Annotated in this window: 16 protein-coding genes and 1 tRNA gene; 2 read left to right on the top strand and 15 right to left on the bottom strand. The window is 35.0% G+C overall.

Going from position 1 to position 18,574, the window contains the following annotated elements; genetic code table 11:
* Positions 1 to 5 precede the first annotated feature (5 nt).
* The 5 genes from rplI to gltX form a co-directional block, all read right to left on the bottom strand.
* The gene (gene rplI / locus AAGD93_RS05995) at positions 6 to 560 is read right to left on the bottom strand and encodes a 50S ribosomal protein L9 (protein ID WP_006279792.1); all 555 of its coding nucleotides are present in this window, start codon (positions 558 to 560) and stop codon (positions 6 to 8) included.
* 7 nt (positions 561 to 567) lie between these two features.
* The gene (gene rpsR / locus AAGD93_RS05990; protein WP_007548890.1) at positions 568 to 843 is read right to left on the bottom strand and encodes a 30S ribosomal protein S18; all 276 of its coding nucleotides are present in this window, start codon (positions 841 to 843) and stop codon (positions 568 to 570) included.
* Entirely contained in the window at positions 843 to 1,616 is a 774-nt protein-coding gene (locus AAGD93_RS05985; RefSeq protein WP_341819302.1) for a 30S ribosomal protein S6, read from the bottom strand. Before AAGD93_RS05985 ends, rpsR begins: the two co-directional genes overlap by 1 nt.
* A gap of 48 nt (positions 1,617 to 1,664) precedes the next feature.
* Positions 1,665 to 4,994 carry a DNA polymerase III subunit alpha gene (gene dnaE, locus AAGD93_RS05980; protein ID WP_341819301.1) on the bottom strand — a complete coding sequence of 1,110 codons (3,330 nt, stop codon included), beginning with the start codon at positions 4,992 to 4,994 and terminating at the stop codon, positions 1,665 to 1,667.
* A gap of 942 nt (positions 4,995 to 5,936) precedes the next feature.
* On the bottom strand, positions 5,937 to 7,259 hold the full coding sequence (gltX, locus tag AAGD93_RS05975; RefSeq protein ID WP_341819300.1) for a glutamate--tRNA ligase: 1,323 nt from the start codon (positions 7,257 to 7,259) through the stop codon (positions 5,937 to 5,939).
* A gap of 63 nt (positions 7,260 to 7,322) precedes the next feature.
* On the opposite strand from gltX, the gene AAGD93_RS05970 reads away from it, so the two are divergent.
* A complete protein-coding gene (locus AAGD93_RS05970; RefSeq protein WP_341819299.1) occupies positions 7,323 to 7,481 on the top strand; it encodes a hypothetical protein in 159 nt (52 codons plus the stop codon).
* Complete coding sequence (gene ligA / locus AAGD93_RS05965; protein ID WP_341819298.1) at positions 7,474 to 9,462, top strand: NAD-dependent DNA ligase LigA; 1,989 nt, start codon at positions 7,474 to 7,476, stop codon at positions 9,460 to 9,462. Before AAGD93_RS05970 ends, ligA begins: the two co-directional genes overlap by 8 nt.
* 104 nt (positions 9,463 to 9,566) lie before the next feature.
* Here the strand turns inward: ligA and AAGD93_RS05960 are convergent, their stop codons facing one another.
* From AAGD93_RS05960 to smpB, 10 genes are all read right to left on the bottom strand, one after another.
* The gene (locus AAGD93_RS05960) at positions 9,567 to 9,701 is read right to left on the bottom strand and encodes a hypothetical protein (protein WP_341819297.1); all 135 of its coding nucleotides are present in this window, start codon (positions 9,699 to 9,701) and stop codon (positions 9,567 to 9,569) included.
* 186 nt (positions 9,702 to 9,887) lie between these two features.
* Positions 9,888 to 10,856, bottom strand: coding sequence for a 4-hydroxy-tetrahydrodipicolinate synthase (gene dapA, locus AAGD93_RS05955; protein WP_341819296.1), 969 nt, complete (start codon positions 10,854 to 10,856; stop codon positions 9,888 to 9,890).
* Positions 10,857 to 10,865: 9 nt separating this feature from the next.
* Positions 10,866 to 11,348 carry a single-stranded DNA-binding protein gene (ssb, locus tag AAGD93_RS05950; protein ID WP_341819295.1) on the bottom strand — a complete coding sequence of 161 codons (483 nt, stop codon included), beginning with the start codon at positions 11,346 to 11,348 and terminating at the stop codon, positions 10,866 to 10,868.
* Between the two features lie 67 nt (positions 11,349 to 11,415).
* A tRNA-Arg gene (locus tag AAGD93_RS05945) sits at positions 11,416 to 11,489 on the bottom strand.
* Between the two features lie 142 nt (positions 11,490 to 11,631).
* The gene (locus AAGD93_RS05940; protein WP_264338958.1) at positions 11,632 to 12,447 is read right to left on the bottom strand and encodes a hypothetical protein; all 816 of its coding nucleotides are present in this window, start codon (positions 12,445 to 12,447) and stop codon (positions 11,632 to 11,634) included.
* A 4-nt stretch (positions 12,448 to 12,451) separates the two neighbouring features.
* A complete protein-coding gene (locus AAGD93_RS05935; protein WP_341819294.1) occupies positions 12,452 to 13,060 on the bottom strand; it encodes a hypothetical protein in 609 nt (202 codons plus the stop codon).
* A 4-nt stretch (positions 13,061 to 13,064) separates the two neighbouring features.
* Positions 13,065 to 14,504 carry a hypothetical protein gene (locus tag AAGD93_RS05930; protein WP_341819293.1) on the bottom strand — a complete coding sequence of 480 codons (1,440 nt, stop codon included), beginning with the start codon at positions 14,502 to 14,504 and terminating at the stop codon, positions 13,065 to 13,067.
* A 360-nt stretch (positions 14,505 to 14,864) separates the two neighbouring features.
* A complete protein-coding gene (locus AAGD93_RS05925) occupies positions 14,865 to 16,610 on the bottom strand; it encodes a type I secretion system permease/ATPase (RefSeq protein WP_015589192.1) in 1,746 nt (581 codons plus the stop codon).
* Positions 16,611 to 17,300: 690 nt separating this feature from the next.
* Positions 17,301 to 18,092, bottom strand: a complete 792-nt coding sequence (gene lgt / locus AAGD93_RS05920; protein WP_182367039.1) for a prolipoprotein diacylglyceryl transferase — start codon at positions 18,090 to 18,092, stop codon at positions 17,301 to 17,303.
* A 6-nt stretch (positions 18,093 to 18,098) separates the two neighbouring features.
* The gene (gene smpB / locus AAGD93_RS05915; RefSeq protein WP_182319477.1) at positions 18,099 to 18,548 is read right to left on the bottom strand and encodes an SsrA-binding protein SmpB; all 450 of its coding nucleotides are present in this window, start codon (positions 18,546 to 18,548) and stop codon (positions 18,099 to 18,101) included.
* Between the last annotated feature and the right edge of the window lie 26 nt (positions 18,549 to 18,574).

Raw genomic sequence — 18,574 nt, 5'->3', positions numbered from 1 at the left:
TTTGATCAGCTATCATCACCATCAGTAGCTTCTTTATTCGCATCTTGCTCTGCCTCTTGTTGCTCAGACTTCTGATTTTGCAATTTTACTTGCCTTAGCTCATTTGCATCTGTTTCGGATTTCACGACGTATATAGTAATTGGTACTACTACTTCACTATGTAATTCTACGTTTACTTGGTATTCACCCAAGTTTTTGATGCTTACTCCACCAAAAGATAAACTACGGTGATCTATCACATGTCCTTCTTGTAGTAAAATTTTCGCAATTTCACGTGTTGTTACAGAACCAAAAATTTTACCATCCTCTGAAGCTTGCTTTATCAATACCACAAACTTATCATGTAGTGACAATGCAAGCTCTTTTGCTACATTTAATCTTTTTATATTCTCTTCTTCCAGTAATAAACGTTGCTCCTCTAGCTTTGTTAAATTTTCCTTGGTAGCTTTCACCGCTTTTCTTTGTGGAAAAAGAAAATTACGTGCATAACCTGGTTTAACTTTGACAACTTCACCAAGCTTACCTAAAGTCCTTATATTTTCCTTTAAAATTATCAACATAAATTACCTAAACTTTTTTAGTACAGTAAGGAATAAGAGCTAAAAAACGTGCCCTTATGATCGCTAAGCGTAACTTCCTTTGTTTTTTTGCACATACGCCTGTTAATCTTCTAGGTAATATCCTACCATAGTCAGAGGTAAACTTGGATAATAAATCTATATTCTTATAATCTATGTCTTCATCTTTAGACGCAGCAAGAGGGCAAACTTTAGAACGCCTAAAGCCAGTCCTATTATTTACAGATACGTAAGAATTATTAAAACTATTTCGTCTTTTCATCATTATGCGCTTTGCTCCTCAATTTGTTTATTCATCATATGAGATTTACCTTCAAAAATTTTATCAACCTGCACAGGAAAGTGGCGAATAACGTTCTCATTAAGTTTCATTCTACGCATAAATTCATCCAGAATGCTTGCAGTAGAACTTATGCACATTATACAATAATGACCGCTCTTCATTTTATTTTTGTGATATGCAAAATCCAAAAGACCCCAATGTTCATACTTGATTAATCCTGATGCTTCAATGTTTTTCAAAAGCATTTCCAACGCTTTGCTCGATTGAGTTGGACCGTTTATTCTAAAATCTTTCAAAATATCTTGAAAAATCTTTATTAGATGTTCTGAAATATTTCTCTTCAAAGCATTTACTGCGTTATGGATAAACGCACTTTTAGTACTGCCTCCTAGAAATTTTGTAAAATCTTGCGTTATTCCTAAATCTTTTAGGTCATCTTTCAACTCTTTATCGATTTTTGACTTCACTTCCTTCAAATTTGAAAGATCTTCTTCCAATTCAACCCATAAAATTTTTGTAAGATCTTCCAAGAAATCAGAGTAAGCAACTAGACCTTCTTTAATGTTTTCAGCACGCACTTCTAACTCTTGTGTTGTAAGCTTGTCATTTCCTTTTTTCAGAATATCCCTGATTTGCTGGAACATAACATCTGCTTTAATATTTTTCAATGAAGCAGCTAGCTCTTGGACCATCTCCTCTACTTCTTGCTGTAATAATCCTTGTTGTGTTATAAAAGTAAATTCATAAAGATTCACTATATCTTCCTTTAATACCGATTAAATATTTCATTATATAAAGCTTTTTTATATAAGCAAGTTATTTGTATTAATTTCTACGCCTTTAATCCAGCTTAAGTTAGATATTTCATAAATTACTTGAGGAGCAATTGAGTATGCACCTGGTAATAAGATGCTCACTTTATGTTTTTCGAGAAGAAGTTTTAGCATTATTTTGGTTCTGCCTTCATCTTTCAATATTGCGTTTAATTCCATAGCGGCTTTTTGCGAATCCGTGCACTCAGTGGTGAGAACTAATTCTTTTATTGTAGAAGTGACTCTTTTTGTAAACTCAGATATATCCTTGCCTGCTAATCTTGTCGTATTTTCCGAAGCTTCAAGATCAATTATCACAAATGTTCCTGGTGAAAATAAATCTCTTTTTTCTTCTATTATTTCATTATTATAGAATGCTATTTCAGAAACGTTATGGGGATCAGAAAGTGTGAGGATAACAAACCTTCCACGCTCTGAAGTTCTCATACGTGCATTTAATATTACCCCAGCAGTTTTTGCTGTTCTATTTTCTCCGATAAACCCAATATTTAACTTTTCCAGAAGAGTTCTAAATTTTTCAAGTGGATGATTAGTTAAATAAAATCCTAGTGAAAATAACTCATGTTCTAATTTTTCCTCCTCATCAAAATCTTCCACATTCTCAAGTTTCGGTTTGAGGACATCAAGACTACCAAACAAAGCAGCTTGACTTGATTCTCTATCCTGTTTGTTTTTATTTGCAAAGTAAATCAGCATGTCCATTGACTCATATAGCTGCTTTCTGTTCTTATGCACGCTATCGAATGCTCCGGATTTAATCAGGCTTTCTAGCGCTCTCTTATTTATTGTATGACCTGAATTTTGAATGAATTCCCATATGTCCTTACAAGCGCTTGAACGTACGTTCACTATTCCTTCCGCTATAGAAAAACCAACATTCCTCAAGGCAGCAATACCATAACGTATGCGTTCATCCTCTATTGAGAATTCAGCTTGAGACTTGTTTATATCAGGTGGAAGAACGGTAACGCCACTAAACTTTGCTGCATGATAAAATAAATTCAGTTTATCTCTATCATCAATATTCAGATTCATTAGTGCTGTAAAAAATTCTAATGGATAATTAGCTTTAAGGTAAGCCGTTTGATAAGATATCACCGCATATGCTGCAGCATGAGATTTATTGAACCCATAACCAGCAAATTTTGCAACAAGGTCAAAAATATAACTTGCCCTGTCATAATCAACGCCATTCTTCGTTGCCCCTTGGATGAAAAGTTCACGTTGTTTATCCATCTCTTCCTTGATTTTCTTACCCATGGCACGTCTCAGCAGATCTGCTTCCGCTAAGCTATACCCGGAAAGAATACGGGCTATTTCCATCACTTGTTCTTGGTAAATTATTACCCCAAATGTCTCTTTTAATACTTCCTCAAGTAACGGATGAATATAATCTGGCTTTTCAAGTCCGTGTTTTCTTGCAACATAAGTTGGAATGTTATCCATAGGTCCTGGACGATAAAGGGAAATTAAAGCGATAATATCTTCAATGCAGTCCGGTTTTAGTTTAATTAAAGCTTCTCTCATTCCCGAACTTTCAAGCTGAAACACTCCAATTGAATCACCGCTTGAGAGTATCTCATAGGTTTTTTGGTCATTCAAAGGAACTGAAGAAATATCAATCTTTTTTCCATCACGATTAATTAAACGACATACATGATCTATTAGCGTTAGCGTACCAAGCCCAAGAAAATCAAATTTTATTAGCCCAGCTTTCTCCACATATTTCATGCTGTATTGAGTGATTGGCAAAGCTGAATTTGGATCATAATACACAGGAACAAAATTTTCCAACTTTTGATCACATATTACAATTCCAGCAGCATGGGTTGAAACGTGACGATATATTCCTTCAAGCTTAAGAGATATATCAAGAAGCTTTGCAATTACCTCATCACTATCCCGCTCTTTCTGCAGGTTTTGATCAAACTCTATCGCTTGTGATAAAGTTACAGGATTTACTGGATTAAATGGAACCATTTTAGATATTTTATCCACTTGAGAGTAAGGCATTTGCAATACTCTACCAACATCACGCAATACTGCCCTTGCCTGCAATTTACCAAAAGTGATTATTTGAGCAACATAACCGTACTTTTTCTGAACATAATCAATAACCAGGTCCCTTTTCTCTTGGCAGAAATCGATATCAAAGTCAGGCATCGATACACGATCAGGATTCAAAAATCTTTCAAATATTAGGCCAAACTTTATTGGATCAAGGTCTGTAATCTGCAAGCCCCAAGCAACAATTGATCCAGCACCAGAGCCTCTTCCTGGACCAACTGGAATGCCATTTGCTTTGCTCCAACGAATGAAATCAGAAACTATCAAAAAGTAGCCAGCGTAGTTCATCGAAGTTATCACACTCAGTTCGTAATTCAGCCGATCGTAGTATTGTTTAAGGTCTATGTCTGTCTCATTCGCAATACGGAATTCTAATCCTGCAACTGCCTGCTCCCTCAGTTCTTCATTCTCAGTTTTATTTTCTCGACAAGGAAATTTAGGCAAAATAGGCTGCCTGCTTCTTGGCATGTAAGAGCACCGCTTAGCTATCACTAAAGTGTTATGAATTGCTTCGGGAATGTCGCTGAACAGCTCCTCCATTTCTGCCACAGATTTGAAGTAATGCTCGGTAGTTAACTTCTTTCTGTTATTCTCCAGGGCATAACTCCCCTCCGATATACACGTTAATATATCATAAGCCTCATAGTCAGACCTATTTGGAAAAAATACATCGTTCGTTGCAACTAGTGGTATATTGCGCTGATAAGCAAAGTCTATCAAAGCTTCTTCAAGCTCTAGCTCTTTATTCAACCCATGACGCTGCAATTCAACATATAAATGACCATTGAATGCTGAAAGCAGTTTTTCAACTGTTTCTTTATCTTGCCCCAACAATAGTTGAGCCAAACATCCACCGGTTAAAGCGATCAGACCCGTACTTAAATTCAATAGCTCATCAAAATCAACGTAAGGAATATCGCTGTTATTCTTGCGCTTTCTAAAAGACTCACTCACCAAAGTGACTAAATTAGTGTACCCTTGCTCATTTTTTGCAAGCAATAATATAGGTAAATTTTGTTCTGAATGTTTAACTATAATATTGCATCCTATTATTAGCTGTATTCCCCTACTTGCTGCATATTCTGAAAACTCGAGCGAGCCAAACAAGTTACCTGAATCAGTAATTGCAACCGCTGGCATTTTATTTCGCAAACAAAGGCCGATCAGCTCCTCAATTTTAACCGAGCTTTCAAGCAGCGAATAAACACTATGAACACGTAAGTGTATGAACATAAGAAACTTTAGATCAACAAAAAAGGATAACATTAATTTACTCATGAGAACATAATTTTCATGAGAACAAAAGCCTATAAGATTTCTCAAATCTAAGGTTAAAATACAAAAAACTTCCTTGACAAACTCCGCCAGCCCCCTTATCATAAAATTGAAGCTATTGTATTTGCTTTCGCCAATCTGCAGATTAAAAGGTAAGGATTACTTAATGTATCGGCGTCTTATGTTTAATTTTTTGCAGTATATAGATACTCTATGTCTTTACAAAACTTCATCTACATCTAGATTTTTATCTAAATAAGCTGAACGCGCTTATAAAGCGTTACAAGACATCAAAAAATGCCAATACTCGACAGAGATAGTAAAAGACTAGCTAACTCGGGGACTCTTTGTCTTTTTTTCTGCTTAGTAAATTTCTTAAACATTTGCAGCGTAGGTTAGTTGCAATTAAAAGCAGCTGAATTTCGCTTGTCAAGCGTTTAAAACATAAAAAACGCCAATATTTTAAAGCGGATAATAACCCCAGGGCTTCTTTTGCCTTTTTTTTCATTTGGTAAATTTCTTAACGTTTGTAGCTAAAAGAGCCCAAGAGAGGTCAGTGCTCCTTTTTTTGTCATCCAAGTAGCCTCCTATGGTGTCATCCCAGTGCCCAGACACTGGGATCCAGTTGAGCTATTTCAACAAAAATACTGCATTTTGAGATGAACGTTTATTTTCACCAGATTATTTACAAGTATAACAATTAAAGTCTGGATTCCAGTGTCAAGCACTGGAATGACACCGTCTTGGATGGAAACCAGTGTCGGCTACTCGGATGACATCATAGGGGCGCTGGAGTGACACCCTGACAATCGTCATCCCGCTGCTTGTTAGCGGCTAAGGGATACCGCGAATGAATCGCGGTATGACGTAGGGATTGCATTAGCTATAATTCTTTAGTTTTCACTTTTCTTTTAACCTTGCAATGATATTTTCTTTGCCGATAAAAATTAATAATTTAGCGAGCTCTGGTCCTGTTTCTGTTCCTGTTAAAGCTGAACGCAACTGCGTAAATAGGTTTTTTGCCTTTATATCCACTGTTTGTCGAATAGTTTTGACCCATTCTGACAACGTGTTTTCATTACAATCACCTTGGGGCAATGCATTGAACGCAATTTTTATAAGCTCCTTATCAAGAATCACAGGCTCTATATCGGATTTGCATATTTTCCACCACTTGGCCACCTCAGAAAACCTTTCTATATTGTTCCTTATAAAATACCAAAACTCTGAGGAGTCCACTTCAATTTGACTTAAACGGTCTTGCATCATTTCAAATGGCATTTGTTGCAGAACTTTGCTATTTAGCTTATATACTTCACTCAAGCTGAATTGTACAGATGCTGAGCTAAATTTTTTAATGTCAAATGAATCAATCAAAGATTGCATACAGGCGCAAGCTTCAATTGGATTGGATGTTCCGAGCTTCACTAAATAACTAACTAGTGCCATCGGTTCAATTTCATCTTCTTTTATAGATTTGATATCCAGCACGCCGGTTCGCTTGGATATCTTGCTATCATCAAAATGTAGCAGAGAAAGGTGAGCAAATGTAGGGATTTTCGCTTTTAATGCTTTAATCATTTGGATTTGCACTGCGGTATTAGTTACATGATCTTCCCCGCGTACAATATGAGTTACATTAAAGTCAACATCATCAGTAACAGAAGGTAACATGTATGTGTAAATTCCATCTTCTCTTTTTACCACAGGATCGCTGATGTGACTTGTTGCAATATTTATTTCACCTTTAACTTCATCATTCCATTTAACAACTTCATTTCTATCCAACTTAAATCTAAAATGTGGTCTTCTTCCTTCTTGCTCATAACTAATTTTCTCTTGCTCAGTTAGAAGTAACGCGCTTCTGTCATATACAGGGGGAAGTCCTTGTTTTAACTGCAATTTTCGTTTAATGTCTAACTCTTCTCTTGTTTCATAGCATGCATAAATATGCCCTTCTTTTATTAACTGCAAAAACACCTCATTGTAACGCTCAAAGCGCTCTGATTGCTTGAAACTTGCATCCCAATTGATACCAATCCATTTCAAATCTTGTATGATATCATTTATATATTTGACATCTGAACGCTGAAGGTCAGTATCATCAAAACGGAGTAAAAATTTTCCATTTTGATTGCGTGTGTACATCCAACAAACCAAGGCAGTTCGTACGTTTCCTACGTGGAGGTAGCCAGTTGGGCTTGGAGCGAATCTTGTTAGCATTTAAACAGCAATATTGTTTACTCTAATTTATTTTAATTTTATATAAATATATGGCTAAAGCAAGTGAGATCTGCTAATACAATTGAGCGAGAGAAGAATAAGTATGGCTATAGCATTGTGGTACCTTTGATATTTGATGGATTAAGACCATATGATAAATTCAAGAAAATTCACAGCTTGACGACAAAGGCTAATGTAGCATTATATTGGTATCATGACTAACTTAGAAAAGATGAGAGAAAAACTGCAAGATCAAATAAATTATCATAATGTTTTGTATCACCAAAAAAATAAGCCAGAAATAAGTGATGCTGAATATGATGAACTGAAGAAAAAGTTAGCTGAAATAGAGCCAGAAATTTATGCAACACAAGATAGTGTTGGTGCTCCACCTGATGAGAGGTTTTCTAAGGTGGAACATCAAGAACCTATGCTTTCCCTTGAGAATGCTTATGATGAACAAGGTGTAGAGAAATTTTTGTCTAAAATAAAGAGGTTTTTAATTGAGGACAAAATAGAGATATTATGTGAACCAAAAATTGATGGGTTGTCGTTTTCTGCAATTTATGAGGATGGAAGATTTGTTAAAGCTGCAACTCGAGGTGATGGTTTTGTAGGGGAAGATGTCACTCACAATGTTGCAACAATAAAAGGCTTTCCTAAGTTTTTGCAAGGTGTGCAAGGAAGACTAGAAGTAAGAGGTGAAATATACATCAGTAACAGCGACTTTTTAAAGTTAAATGAAAACGATGAATTTGCCAATCCTCGAAATGCAGCCGCTGGTTCTCTAAAGCAATTGGATGCAAACATTACAGCAAGCAGACCTCTTAGATATTTTGCTTATTCTTTGATTGGTGGAGCAGAGAAAAGTCAAAGTGAGGTACTAAATAAGCTTGAGGCACTTGGTTTTTGCGTAAATGAGCATCAGTCCTTAACGAGTAGTTTAGATGGAATGCTGAAGTTCTATAACGAGGTCTATAACTGTCGCTATAACTTGGATTATGATATTGATGGAATAGTCTATAAAGTAAATGATTTGGTACTACAAAATCGTCTAGGGAATACTCACAAAGCACCGCGCTCAGCACTTGCATACAAGTTTTCTGCGGTTTATGCAAAAACAAAGTTAAATAAGATATTTATACAGGTGGGCAGAACAGGGGTTTTAACTCCAGTTGCAGATTTAGTGCCAGTCAATGTTGGTGGGGTGCTAGTTAGTAGAGCAAGTCTGCATAACCAAGATGAGATAAAGCGTAAAGATATAAGAGAGGGAGATATTGTAACAATCAAAAGGGCAGGGGATGTAATTCCCCAGATCGTTGAAGTGAACAGAGATTCTCGTCTTTCAAATACACCTGAATTTGTGTTTCCTGAAGTATGCCCTGAATGTGGTAGTAAAGTACGTCAGGTTGAGGGAGAGGCTGCAGTAAGATGTCCTGAGGAATTTGCTTGTAAAGCTCAAATACTAGAAAAACTAAAGCATTTTGTATCGAAAGATGCATTTGACATTGTTGGCCTTGGTGATAAGCAGATAGAGTTTTTTTACGACCTTGGTCTGATAAAACAAATCCATGATATTTTTACTTTAGAAGAAAAATTGGATGAATTTAATCTGGAAGAACAGTCTGGTTGGGGCAAGAAATCAATAGCTCATTTATTAAATGCTATACAAAGCAGAAGGGTAATAACTCTAGATAGGTTTATATTTTCTTTAGGTATTAGATTTATTGGCCAAGTTGCAGCAGAATTACTTGCAGATTATTATGTTTCTTATAATAACTGGTATAATTCAATGATTGAACTTTCATCAGATAATACTGAGCTAGTCAGTATAGACGGCATAGGAAAAAAAGTGGCTGAATCTTTGGAATTATTTTTTTCTAAGGAACATAACATCAAAATGTTAAATGATCTTACTGCTTGTCTTCAAATTCTTCCTGTGAGCTCCAACTCTAGTGACTCTGTTTTAAATAATAAAATTATAGTGTTTACTGGTAAGCTACTTGCTATGAGTAGAGGAGAGGCAAAAGTAAGAGCCAAAACTCTGGGAGCAAAGGTCAGCTCACATCTTTCTGCTAAAACTGACTACCTAATTGCAGGAGAAAAACCAGGATCCAAATATAAAAAGGCAGTGGAATTAGGTGTAGAAATTTTAGATGAAGACCAGTGGCATAAAGTGATAAGTTTGGGAGTGTTCAAATGATACTTGGATGTATCCGTTCAGGATAGCGGCAAGACCATAGAGTAAAAGTGAGTTTACAACAAATGGTATCATGCAAGTAGCTGACACTGGAATCTAATTTCACTTTATGATGGTGTCATTCCAGTGCTTGACACTGGAATCCAGTTTTTATTACCTGGTGTAAAGTTAAGTTTCCTGGATTCCAGTGTCAAGCACTGGAATGACACCGTCATAAAGGAACCAGTGTCAGCTACTTTCATGACATCGTTTACTATAGCTAAACTGACTTAGATTTACCGACAATTTGAAAAACGACAAATTCGTCATTCCGCTACTAGTTAGCGGAATCTATACCGCGAATAAATCGCGGTATGACGTAGGAAAACCTTTCTTGGGTTAGCTATATGTGATATCGTACCATATTGCAGTGTTCGTACAGTTGTGGGTCAAGCCATAGGATGACAACAATGATTAACTTTCTCTAAATTTAGAATTATTTCGGTTGCTTTTTTTATCTCATCAACAGAAGGCAAGTCTTCTGTGCTGAGCGGTAGGCGGACAGTTTTGTGTTCTATGAGCCCAATATCATGCAAAAGTGCTTTAGTGGGTATTGGGTTGCTGGCAATAAATAGTGCTTTGCAAGCTTGTTGCCAGACTGTTGAACTTTTCATGTCATTTCCTGTCATTTGAACAGGTTTCCTTCTGGATTCCAGCGTCACGCGCTGGAATGACAGTGAAGAGAGTTCGTCGTTCAGACATTGCTTAACGTATTCATGCGCTATGCGTGGCCAAACATTGGAAGCAACGGAAACCAGGCCAGCCGCACCATAAGCGGCCATATCGGATATCATATTATCATCTCCACAAAAGACCTCAATATTTGGTGCAACTTTCTTATACTGAGCTAAAGTATCAACAGTGCCACTTGAATCTTTGATAGCCCAAAATTTTTCGTGGCTGGATAAGTTGTGTACAGTTTCAGCGTGAAGATTTATTCCTGCTCTTGATGGAATATTGTAAAACATAACCGGCACATGTGCTTTCTCAAGCAGCTTTTCAAACCATAAAGTCTGCCCCATAATTCCGGGCTTTGCATAAATGGGAGTTGTCATTAGATAGCCATGAATAGGCATACCCTTGCAAAAATCAAGCCATTCAAGAGTCTGATATAGATTCACTCCTGGTACGCCAATTATAATTTTCGTATTTAATTTTAGCTTACATACGAATTCAACTAATGTACGCTTTTCAGAATCAGTAAGCGATAGGCTCTCACCTGTGCTACCTAGCAACACTACGCCATTTTCAGCTTTAACTTGCATTGTCAGTAAACGCTGCAAACTGCTATAATCTATGCTATCCCCATTGCAATTAAAAGGAGTAACACAAGCAGTCCATAAAAATGTAGATTTCAATTTAAATTGTTAAAATGGTATTTCATCGTCGAGTAGTTCATCTTTTATATCGTTGTCAAAACTTTCGTGTTTATCTTTTTGTTCTGTTTCACCTTGTTTGTATTCACTTGGCTTGTAATCAGGATTTGGCGCACTATTTCGTGAATCCAAGAGAGTAAGAGCGCTATTAAAATTATATAGAACCACCTCTGTTGTGTATCTTTCACTACCGTTTTGGTCAGTCCATTTTCTAGTTCTCAAAGAACCTTCAACATAAACTTTACTGCCTTTACGTGCAAAATCTTTGACGATTTTTACTAATCCTTCACTAAAAATTACGATATTATGCCATTCTGTCTTTTCAGAGCGCGTACCAGAAAATTTATCAGTCCAACTTTCAGACGTGGCTATTGAAAAACTTGCCATTTCTTTTCCATTTTGTGTAGTCCTAATTTCAGGATCTTTTCCTAAATTACCAACTAGTATGACTTTGTTTATGGTACCACCAGACATAATTGTGTTCTAAATAAATCCCTTTATTATCTTATATGAAAGTACTATTGTCAAATTTTATTAAAAGTGCGCTTGGAGGGATTCGAACCCACGGCCTTTGCCTCCGGAGGGCAACGCTCTATCCAACTGAGCTACAAGCGCATGTATAGCTACCCACCTGCGGTATCTCTAGATCCCGCTAACACGTAGCGGACCGTCATACCGCCGCGGTATCTCATCAGCTAACAAGCAGCGGGATGACGATTTTTCAAATTGTCGTAAGTCACTTTGGCTATATACTAAATTATTTAATAGATAAGCTATCCAAGTCAAATTTTTGTTTTGGATAAAGCGTAAACATAATACTCCCATATCCAAAATATACATTTTGAGAATCATTCGCATGCTTTTTTATTGCTTTTTGATCTACGGTCCATACAAAAGTTACATAATTTTCAGTGACTGAGTGCACTTTTAAATCCTTAGTATTTATAAACAGCTTTCCATTTACCCATATTTTCCATGTATCGGGAGAAAGATATAAAATTGAGTCTAAACTCACTACCTTACCGTTGAAATTATCTGATACCTCCTCTTTTGCAGCTCTTGAAGATCGTAAATTGAACTTTTCCATTTCATTGACCATTCTATTAACTGGCTCTTCATCAAAAAAAATGCTTTTTACGTTACTATATTGTGACAAAACGTCAAAGTCACTTTCCACTGCTTCTCTTATTATATCGTCCCGATCTGTATAGCTTAGTTTTTGATTGTTGATAAAGAAACACTCTTTTGCACGCAAATTTGCTATATCAATAAAATCGTCGATTTCTTGATTGCCAACTTTAAGAATACTTTCAAAGTATCTTTTTTCTATCATCATTCCATACTGAGAATGATGACAAACCATTTCATCATTACCTTGTTTTTCTATATATACGCATAAATTTCCACTATTTAATCCTAATATTTTATGCTCAATAAAATCTTCATTGCCAATATATTGTCGGCAAGAATACTCCTTACAAATTTCTATGCTTTCTATGATATCTTCACAACTGCAATATGCATTAACATTGGAAATGAGTAGCGTAAAAATAAAAAACAGCTTTATGTTCATCACCTTATCTACTTAATATAGTATACCAATCAAAGACTATATTAGCTCTCACTATCTCTATCATATTACCATTCAAAATCTGATTCATAGTTGCAGCATCAATATTTCTCTGCTTATTTAAAATAAGAGATTTGATCATAACATAACCGGGCAGATTTGGAATAGACTGTAGAAATAAAAAAATATGCTTATCGCTGATTGAGCTTAAATTTAGGACCACTTCACTTTTTATTACTTTTGCGCGTTCACTTTTGTTGTGGAGCTCAACTTCTTCGGGTATAGAAATTGATATTTCAGGTTCTAATATATAGTACTTTTTATATAACTTGCTAAGCTCGAAATTTAAATTTGCAATGTATCTGCTACTGTGTAAATTTGAAGAAGAAATTTTTTTCCATAAATCTAGGTTTTTATTTAGAACAACTTCCTTTTTTTGAATTCCAGTAATCTGTAAATTAATAGAACGTATTTTATCAATCGCAATTTGGTTTTTATTATAAATCTTTTCGTTATAGATAACAACATATGTTAATAACCCTATTAATCCAACAGATAATAACAAATACGATATAAACTGAATTGTAGCTTTTCTTTTTAATTGAGAGATAGTCATTAATCTACATTGCCTCTCCTATTTCAACATCAATAGATAGATTTTGCTCTTTAGCAGCAGGTAAGCTAGAAATATTAATGTCATAGGTACGAAAATTATCGTTTAAATTTTTTCGTAGTTTCTCGTATTGATGAGAAATATTTTTACCGGATTGAAAATTAAACTTTAAAGTTGTGGTAATATAACTTTTTGCCTCATTATAATTCCATTCAAATGATAGAAGCTCTATACCTGGTATTTTTAACTTTTCTACATACTTAACTTGTGTAAGAGGAGAGTATTCTATTTTTGATAAAATATTATTGATATTAATAAAATCATAAATTTCATCTATTTTTTTTACATTATAGCTTTGGCTAAGTTTTGTTAATTGGTTATTTAAGGTGTTCTGCTTTGCTGATAAATTATCAGCGACATTGAAATTTGAATACAAATTTAGCAAACAAAGGGTGTTTGTTATAACTAAAACCAGGGCGAAGTATAGAAAAATTCGAGGAGAGTTTAAATAAAGGTAATTGAATAGATAAAATTCTTTAGTTTCCTTTGTATTAAAAATAGCTGCTAATTTATTCTTAAAGCTATGAAACAAAATTATGGTATCGCAAAAGTTATCTTTTTCACTTATAGCTAGTTCTGCTCCTAATAGTTTGCCTAACTCATATGGAGTTAATATGTTCACACTGTTCTCTGAAAAATTTATGACTGATAAACTAGCTTTGATATCTTCTGACACTATGATACAAAGGTCGATAGGGTTATTTTTTTCAAACCCAAACTTAGTTAAGGATCGAATAGTATCTTGCACTTCCTGATATATTCCACCAGCGATAATTCCTGGTAAATTATCATTAGTAAATGATGTTAAGCGCGTAAATACCATTTTATTCTCTTTAAGAACCACTTGTCTATAGCCTCCCGTTTTAGTTGCAGCAACTATAATTTTCCAATTATTAGGATCTTTATGTAGAATCTTTTTTGTTATATTACTTATTTCTATAGGAAACATTAATATTCCCTTAAAGTTGGAGCCTATCTCAATAAACACATTCAACCAATATTCTACTAAATGCTTTGCTTTTGATGAAACAAGAAGATAGCACCAGTTTTGATTGAATTTGTTTGGCTTCTCAACCAAAAAAACTGAACTTATGTCATTATTACGAGAAAAATGCTCCATCTTTGTTTTTGCTGATAGATAGGCACTAATCTTGTTTGCCCTTGTAATAAACTGTAGCGAGTAATTTTGATCTGCATGATTAAGCACCAGGTATAAAGGTGCTTTTTTATCTGACGAAAGACATGAAATTAAATCGGAAACTGCTTTATCGTTTTTGCCCTTAACAAAATACCTTTTATTTAAAGTATTATTTTTAAAATATAGTAACATTATGCCTTCTTCTCCAATAGAAAGCATAAACTTACTTTTGGATTTTGAACTAAACATATTAACAAAGCATATACTTATCTAGAATTAAAAAGGCAATTTATTGAAATTCATTAAACGTTAGAGGGAAATATTGTTATAAATTTTCGCAGCAACATTATTTATATTATAATTTTTTATAAAATTACCACTAATATTAAGTTATTTAGATAACAAATTAAGAAAATTCATTAAGACGAATTTGTTGTTTTTCAAATTGTAGGTAAACCTAAGCCACTTTAGCTATATCTGCCGATTGACTTTAATTAATAAGAGTTATTAATCTATTTACTATTCTTGTAATATTATTTCTAATGGTAAAGAAATATATATTTTTCTGGAACAGTTGTTATTTCAGATACAGAATTTATTGTAAGTAAACTAACCATTTGCTGAAGAGCGCTCATCTTCTGTGGTACTTGATGATGGAGCAACTAATTTGCTCAAAATCTCATCTTTTGGTCCCATAGCGTAAATGACACCATCTGACATGAGGATCACCTTATCAACTACGGACAATAACGGTAGCTTGTGAGTGATGATAACAGTAGTAGTATTTTGTTTTCTTGCAATGCCAATTGCATTAATTAAGCATGCCTCTCCATTGCTATCTAAGTTAGCGTTTGGTTCATCAAGTACTAAAAGTTTTGTGTGACCATAAAAAGCTCTGGCAAGTCCAAGAAGCTGTTTTTGGCCGCCAGAGAGCGTTACTCCTCCAGGACCTCCTATTGTTGTATCATATCCATTTGGTAAGCTTAGTATTAGTTCATGTATTCCTGCAATTTTTGCTGCTTTGATTATTTCTTCAGGATTTGGATCTGGCCTCATGCGAGCAATATTAGCTTTGACACTAGTGTTAAATAACTCAATATCCTGAGGTAAGTAGCCAACATAATTACCAAAATTTTCTCGATTCCAAGTATATACATCAGCGCCATCTAGTCTGACTACACCAGATATTGGCTTCCATACACCAACAGTTAATTTTGCGATAGTGGATTTACCAGAAGCACTTGCACCAATAACACCAACTACATCTCCAGGATCTATAATGAATGATATTCCTTTTACTGTCGGCTTATTGCTTCCATAAGGAGTAAAAAATACTCTATCAAATTCCAATTTTCCTTCAGGTTCTGGTAGAGCCATCGTTTGCTCTCTTTTTGGCGATGTTAATATAAGTCTTTGTAGCCTTCCATATGACATTCTAGCCTGATTTAAAAACTTCCAAGTATGAACCGCAGCGTCAAATGGTGCTAATACTCTACCCATTAAAATTGAAGCAGCGATGATGCTACCAGCAGTCTTATGAGCTGTGATTGCAAGTAATGCACCTGTTCCAATTACTGATATTTGCAGAGTTGAGCGCAAAAACTTAGTGATTCCAGTAATTACATTAGAGCGATTTTGTGCTTTAATTTGCATTGCTCGATTCTGATCATTTCGTTTACACCAATCAGAGACTATGAATTCTGACATGCCCATAGCTTCAACCACTTCTGCATTTCTTGTTGCAACATCTATAGCATTGATATTCCGTATAGTTTCTTCGTTGGTTTCTTGTAATATTCGTTTAGTGGCAAGTTCATTCCATATTGCCATAGAGACTAATATAATAATTCCAGTAATAGCTATAAACCCCGTGGAGGTATGTATCATGAAAATCACAACAAGGTAAATTAACGACCATGGAGTATCAAACAGTGAGAATATACCATTTCCTGTAATGAAATTTTTTATCACTCCGAGATCTCGTATTGCTTCACCACTTGAAGTTGAGCTCTGCACTGACGTTAGCCTGATTGACCTTACTATCAGATCTGGTGTTGCAGTTTTATCGATCCAATCACCTATTTTTGCCATGGCTAAATATCGACAAGTTTCAAGCATTGCAGAACATGCAAATGCAGATAAAGTGATAATTGTCAGCATAGTTAGTGTTGATACACTTTCGCTCGATATCACCCGATCAAGCACTTGAGAGGTATAAAGTGGTAGGAATAACATTAATAAATTGATTCCCGCACTAAACCAAAAGATAAACCAAAATGCACTTTTGCATTTTTCTAGGCAAACATATAGAGTACTTTGCTTCAATTCTTTTTTTATTGATGGCGTAATTTCCACAATCTTCCTCTTAATTTGATTACATGCACCATATACAATTTTTATTACAAAAATGTTAATAACGGTAGTTAGCTTACTTTAAGTGAGTAAAATATTAATATATGTGAATAGGAAATATAAACAATGGTAAAAAGAAGTATAGTTGATATTTCCTTCGTTGCCTATAGCGAAGCTACGTCATACCGCGATTCATTCTATAGCTGTACGAACATTCATTTTTGAAGGTAAACTGCACAGCAAATGGTGTCATGAAAGTAGCTGACACTGGGATGGCTTTGTTGCATCGCTACTTATGAAAGGCTAACTATAATTAGGATTATAAGCAACTTATTGAAAATCTTGTTTTTTTGCAATCAATCTGATCAAATTTAAGAATAGTAATTTGTTATTTATATTAATAAATTTAATTCTATTGAAAATAGCTAAAGCATTGAAATTCTTGAATTTTAGCCGGATTAGTGAGTGGTAGTGAAATTTCTTTTACTCAAATTTAGGTATTCACTGACCGTTCTTGTTGTAAATACCAGAATAATAAGCTACTGATATTCTCCACCTTTTTTATCTTTAATCCATCATAGCTAGCGATGCAACAAAGCCCACCGATTCATTCTACTGCAACGCAGAAAATTCGTACAATTGTGCATAATGTGGGGCTTCTGGCTACATTTTTCTATTGAACTCACCTTTTCTCTATGTGACAGATTTCGTATTAAATTTTAAATTTAATGCGCCTAGATATACAAGCATTCCTAGCAAAACCATAGGTATAGAAAGCAACTGCCCCATAGTTAAATCAAGCCACAAATAGCCAATTTGATAGTCTGGTTCGCGAAAAAACTCAACGAAAAAACGTGCTATTCCATACCACATAACTGCAATACCAGTTAACGCACCGTGATACAGTCTTATTCTAGTTAAGAAAAACAGTGAATTTGCAACTGCAAAAAGTAGCAGTCCTTCAAAAAGTGCCTCATAAAGCTGGCTTGGATGACGCAGCAAATTATCACCACTCTCTGGAAATACCATACCCCATGGCATAGTTGTAACTCTGCCAAATAACTCTCCGTTTATAAAATTGCCTATGCGACCTAAAAATAAACCTATGGGAACTCCGCAAGAAACTAGGTCCAGTGCATAAAATATAGGAATGTTATGTCTTCTGCAGGAGATTATTACTGCAAGCAAAACTCCTATAGCACCGCCATGAAATGACATCCCTCCTTCCCAGGTCTTCAATATCTCGATAGGGTTGCTTATATAAAGAACTGGATCATATATCAATACGTAGCCAAGTCTACCTCCAAGGATAATACCTACAATAGTGGCTGTTAATAACGAATCGTAAAAATTCTTAGTAAATATTTTTTGGTCATCTAGCCTATGTAAATACCAATATGCAAACACTATACCCAAAACGTAGGCTAAGGAATACCAATATATAGAAACAGGACCGATGCTGAAAATTACTGGATTTAAAGACATATTTTGCTATAAATTATTTTTAGACAATCTACTTTTTTCACGATCCCACTCTCTCTGTTTTATGGTTGCTCTCTTATCGTAGAGTTTTTTTCCTTTTACAATGGCAATTTTAGTTTTTGCCAATCCTTTATCGTTAAAATAGACCGAAAGCGGCACAACAGTTATCCCAGCAGTCTTGATTTGACCAATTAGTTTATTTATCTCCTTTTTATGCAAGAGTAATTTACGTTCCCTTTTTGGTTTATGATTTTTTCGGTTCGCAGCTTTATATTCTGCAATATGCATATTGTGCAGCCATACTTCGCTATTCTTTTCGACAACGTAGGCGTCGGAAATATTTACTTTTCTTTCTCTTAGCGATTTCACTTCACTGCTTAATAAGACCATACCCGCTTCAAATTCTTCTAAGATGAAATATTCAAACCTTGCTTTCCTATTTTCTGCAATAACTTCCATATCTAAAGATATCTTTAAGCTTCAAT

Origin of the sequence: Wolbachia endosymbiont (group A) of Brachyopa scutellaris (assembly GCF_964026995.1) — a bacterium.
GTDB lineage: Bacteria > Pseudomonadota > Alphaproteobacteria > Rickettsiales > Anaplasmataceae > Wolbachia > Wolbachia pipientis.
Note: the sequence above shows the minus strand (reverse complement) of the source record. Positions and strands in the feature narration are given on the sequence as shown.